3 protein-coding genes and 1 pseudogene are annotated in these 4,578 nt (G+C 51.7%); 1 reads left to right on the top strand and 3 read right to left on the bottom strand.

What is annotated here, in order from left to right; genetic code table 11:
- Positions 1–680, top strand: a pseudogene (locus IEX86_RS24335) (IS630 family transposase); the annotation flags it as partial.
- A gap of 924 nt (positions 681–1,604) precedes the next feature.
- On the opposite strand, the gene IEX86_RS25885 reads toward IEX86_RS24335, so the two are convergent.
- The 3 genes from IEX86_RS25885 to IEX86_RS25890 all read right to left on the bottom strand — a co-directional run.
- On the bottom strand, positions 1,605–1,829 hold the full coding sequence (locus IEX86_RS25885; RefSeq protein ID WP_188868730.1) for a DUF4158 domain-containing protein: 225 nt from the start codon (positions 1,827–1,829) through the stop codon (positions 1,605–1,607).
- A gap of 68 nt (positions 1,830–1,897) precedes the next feature.
- Positions 1,898–3,259, bottom strand: a complete 1,362-nt coding sequence (locus tag IEX86_RS24345; protein WP_188868731.1) for a hypothetical protein — start codon at positions 3,257–3,259, stop codon at positions 1,898–1,900.
- Positions 3,260–4,428: 1,169 nt separating this feature from the next.
- Positions 4,429–4,578: IS3 family transposase (locus IEX86_RS25890; RefSeq protein WP_188868732.1), on the bottom strand; the 150-nt coding region annotated here is incomplete at its 5' end.

The raw sequence follows: 4,578 nt of genomic DNA on the forward strand, positions 1-4,578 counted from the left end.
TGCAGCGCATCTGGCATGCATTCGGGCTCAAGCCGCCTCTGGACGAACCTTTAAGCTATCGGGCGACCCGAACTTCGTCGACAAGGTTCAGGATATTGTCGGCCTGTATCTGAATCCGCCAGACAAGGCAGTCGTGCTCTGTATTGACGAGAAAAGCCAGATCCAGGCGTTGAACCGGACACAGCCAGGCACTGCGCTGTCTCTGGACTACCCAGCGACCCGAACTCATAACTATGAACGCCACGGCACTACTTCTGGATGTGGCTACCGGGGAAGTGATCGGGCGCCTGAAGCGTCGCCATCGCAGTACCGAGTTTCTCGATTTCCTCCAAGAAATCGATGCGGTCTTACCACAGAAAATGCCAATTCATCTGATCATGGACAACTACGCTACACACAAGACCGACAGGATCAAGGCCTGGTTGGCAGCACGCTCGCGCTACCAGGTGCATTTTACGCCGACCCTGGCATCCTGGCTGAACCTGGTCGAACGTTTCTTTTCAGCCTTGAGCGAGAAATGGATAAAGCGTCAGGCCCATACTAGCGTGGAGGATCTGGAGTCTTCCATCGAGCATTACCTGGAAACTTACAACCAGGATCCTAAGCCGTTCCGCTGGCACAAGAAGGCGGATGACATCCTGGCCAGCGTAGCGCGTGCAGCGATGGCACGGGGCAGATAGTTATGTATGCAATTTACGAGACATCACACTAGGTTCTGTCTGAAAATTCTATTCACCTGCTTATCGATTCATTTTGGGCTTCTGTTCGATACGTAAAATCAAGCGGTTAAGCAGTCAGTTCAGATAGCTCATATCTGGACATCTGATATTTTTCATACAGAACCTAAAGTAGAGAAACAATGATCTTCGATCAATGTCCTGCGCTGGTTCGAGAGCTGGTACCCCCGCCATGCTTACCACCGTTTGCCATAAAGGGCTCAGGCTAGCAGACTCGACTTTGCAGACAAACTTAACCGCTGGCGCAACGAAGTCCAATGGAGCCTGATCGCCAATTGTCGCCACGCAAGCAATAACACCCACGCACTGAATAAAAATGAAAATACCATCGCTACCAAACTTCCTTCCTTGAGTATTGACCACATACCGCCTTCGTCCGGCAACATGAGCCCGCTGTCGACCGCGTCAACCGCATCGAGAAAACAGGGGTTGGCTGCCCGACTGCACGTTAGCCCGCCAAAGCCCTTAAGAAGCTGAAAGATATAGCAGAAGCAGGGGCCAACTCGCTGATAAGTCTTTAGCCAGGTATGCAGGTATGCAGGTATGCAGGTATGCAGGTATGCAGGTATGCAGGTATATAGATGAACTATTTCTTCGTCTAGCAGACACGGAGAATCTGTTTTCTGGCGAATAAACCAGGCCGAATACTGAAGATCGAACAGAATTGGGATGACATGATGAGCATTGCTGACAGCAATAACAGCGCCTAACAGCACGGTGTTACACGTTAGACTTCCATAACCTAACTTCATCAAGACTGTACACGCTAGGGCGGTAGTGCCGTGTTGTGAACGGCTGGAAGCCAAAGACAAATTGAAATTCCAGAGGGTACTAGCGGCGCGTCTCGGCCTGCTGGCCGTAACTCGTTCAGGCTTCGAGTGGCACCTTCAATTGTATTGCGACCAGACTCAGCAACGGCGGGAACAGCTGCTCTTCCACCGTGAGCATAATGCCGGGAAAGCGCATGTAGCAGAGCTGCACAGCCAAGCCTTGGTGATTGGCCAAGCCACACCGTTGCCAGATGATGGACAGGTCGATTTTACTAAACATGTGGTAACGTATCAGATCATTGTTAGTGTCCGGGAATATCAACAGGCTTTTTTGCTCAATGGCGCACAGGAGCGAACAGCGGACCGTGCAGTTTCCTTCCGAACCTAGGCTTACACTTCTTCCCGAGATAATGAGGTAGGTGGATGACCAAGCCGGGTACGCACCTCGCCTGATGTATTGCGAGCCTCGTCCATTCCCATGCGGGGCATTTGGTTGAGCGTTTGCGTTCCGGAAATAACCTCCGCACCGAAGTTGGCCATCCCTGAACCGCCGATACCGGCAGGCTGCTGATGAAAGCGTTGATGGATAAACTTAGCAGCCGGTTTCTTGTAGTGATTAATGATCATCGAAGCCGCTGGCCAAGCCCCGAGTACGGGTATCATTGTTAGCGTTCCCACCAGTTGAGTGAATGCCAGTCCGCTTGCCGTGGAGAAGTTTCTTTGCGCAGCAAAAGCGGTGGCCTTGGTTTTGGCGAGCGCAATGGCGGCGATCCCACCGGCCAGCGGACCAAGCGCAGCAGTAAGGTTTTCCGGCCGGAACACTGACTGCAATGCATCGGTGCCATCGGTTAGCATATCGATCGGTAACTTTGCGGTGCGAACTAAGGCACCCTTTGCCTGGCGGGCCAGAGTGATTTTTTCCAGGTGCTCTAGCCGATCCAGGTAGTCACGACGGCTCAACAGCGCTGAGAAGCCTGCCAGTCCATTTTTGTGGGCGAAATGCCCGAGGATACGGTAGGCCGCCGCGCCCGCCAGTATCCCGCCAACGGCGGCTACGCCAGTATCAATTTGGGAAACGGTTTTTTCACTCGTCAATAGTGCGGCGCTAGGTGAAATACCCGTCCGGGCAACGTTTCGTGCCGTGTACGACTGAAACGACAAGGCGGCCTGACCTACTTTCGTTGGCAACCCAATGTCCGCATCCAGGTTTTCCACCGCCTTTTGCATTACCGCTGACATTTCGCCGGGGTGATGGCTGACGTGGACCGTTTTGGTCTCAGGGTTGTACTGAAGATTGGGGGTCTGATCCCCTGCATTGACGCGTAGCCACCAGGCGTCATGCACCGCACGACTCAAGGCCTCACTACCAGCCGTATCGAAGATCGCACTCACGCTGCCCGCGATGTAACCCTTGATGTATGGGTCCGTTATGCGGCTACCGCCGCTCAGTGCCGGCAGCAGATCAGTGAGAACGCTGGCTACAGCGAATGGAGTTGATTTGGCGCCGCCAACGACCTTATCTGCCCATTCATCCAACCGCTTGGCTTTTTCTTCTAACTTTTCGAGGCGTTCAGCATTGTAACCATATTCCGTCAGTTCCATAGTGCGTATAGCTACTTCATCATCAAATGCTGGTAAATCAACTCTGTCAGCCCTGCTGCGCCACTGATGATAAGCCTGGTCAATAGTATTGCGAATGCCGTCGAAACGGGCGTGGTCAGTTTCATGCAGCGAAGCGCGAAAATCATTCAACTTAGCTTGTGCCGCGGATGTACGTGGATGTTCCAATAACGATGGACTGCCGGCCGAGTTCATTGACGAGGGCGACCTAGACGTACGATTTGTGTTTAGGCCACTTTCATGGAGAGACAGCGATTGTCCAGTTTGGGACGAATTGGCGGAAGACGTCGCAACAGCAGAATGATGCTCGGTATCGGGGGTGCTGGGTTCGCTATCGAACAATGAGGGGCCAGGAATGCGGATGGAAGATAACGGGTAGCGATCGTAGGGCATAGGTATGTGCTCATCCAATGGACAGGAAGCATTAAGCGGGTGACTGCTGTAGCCCAGGCATCTGAGTGCTAAAAGCGTCTTGCTTTGATGCTATGTGACGAAAATTGGCGAAGCGTTCCATATTCCAAGCGCGAGGGTGCATTTCTAGTAAAAGCATGACGCGCGCTGCTTTCTGATAGGCCGCTCGGACGTCTAGAGCATTTACCCGGTCTGCTTCTCCTGAAACGGCGGCTAGTAACTCAACTGCTGGCTATACGTCCAGCTGAGGAAGAAGGATGTTGGTATCGGAGCTGACGGATACGGGCTGCCGCGGCTGCTTACACTGGCTTAACGTACTTACGGTCTGTTTTCTGAAGCTACCCCTGTTTAGAGCTAGTCGATACTCTTTTCAAGAATTGGAAAAGCAACGGCCGTTATTCTTCCGTCATCTTTCTGATCTAAATGTAATTGACGTTAAAGCTCGGCTTGTGCAAATCCGTACAGAGAGACGGTCTGATTACTTCTGCTAATGTAGAGCGAGACTGGATACCTGGCTGGATGTACCCAGCTGTTAATTTGTCTGAAGTCGTAAAAACAGGCAGAAAATACAGCAGCTTTTTCAGTTAGCCACGTACGAAAGGACATATGACAATTTTATAGCACCCGATGTATAGATTGAGCCGCCGACAAGTTGGCGTGCTCCCTTACAGACCCTAATTGAGGTCGTTTGTTAGCGAAGCTATTAGTCGTCACCAAGCCTTGGATAGCTGAGTACAAAGGTTTGGATAGTAGTGTTGTATAGATCCTTACTGATCTCAGCCTAACCTAGGAGTTTAATAGCTCCTTGTAGCCCATAACACTTAGGAAAGGATCACATGTTAGGTCCCGGGAAGAAGGGGTTAGGATCGGTTAAAAAGAGCTGTGGCTGTTTATGCCATTGCCCGAGGATAAAGCCAATCGGTGTTTGCCCTTTTTAAGGCGCGCAATGGACGAGCGCTGTTATACGCCCACAGATAATCCTTTATATGCTCCTGCAGCTGTTTAAGCGAGGCATAATGAAAGGCCTTGGTGGTGGCCTG

This window comes from Pseudomonas asuensis (assembly GCF_014646755.1).
Taxonomy (GTDB): domain Bacteria; phylum Pseudomonadota; class Gammaproteobacteria; order Pseudomonadales; family Pseudomonadaceae; genus Chryseomonas; species Chryseomonas asuensis.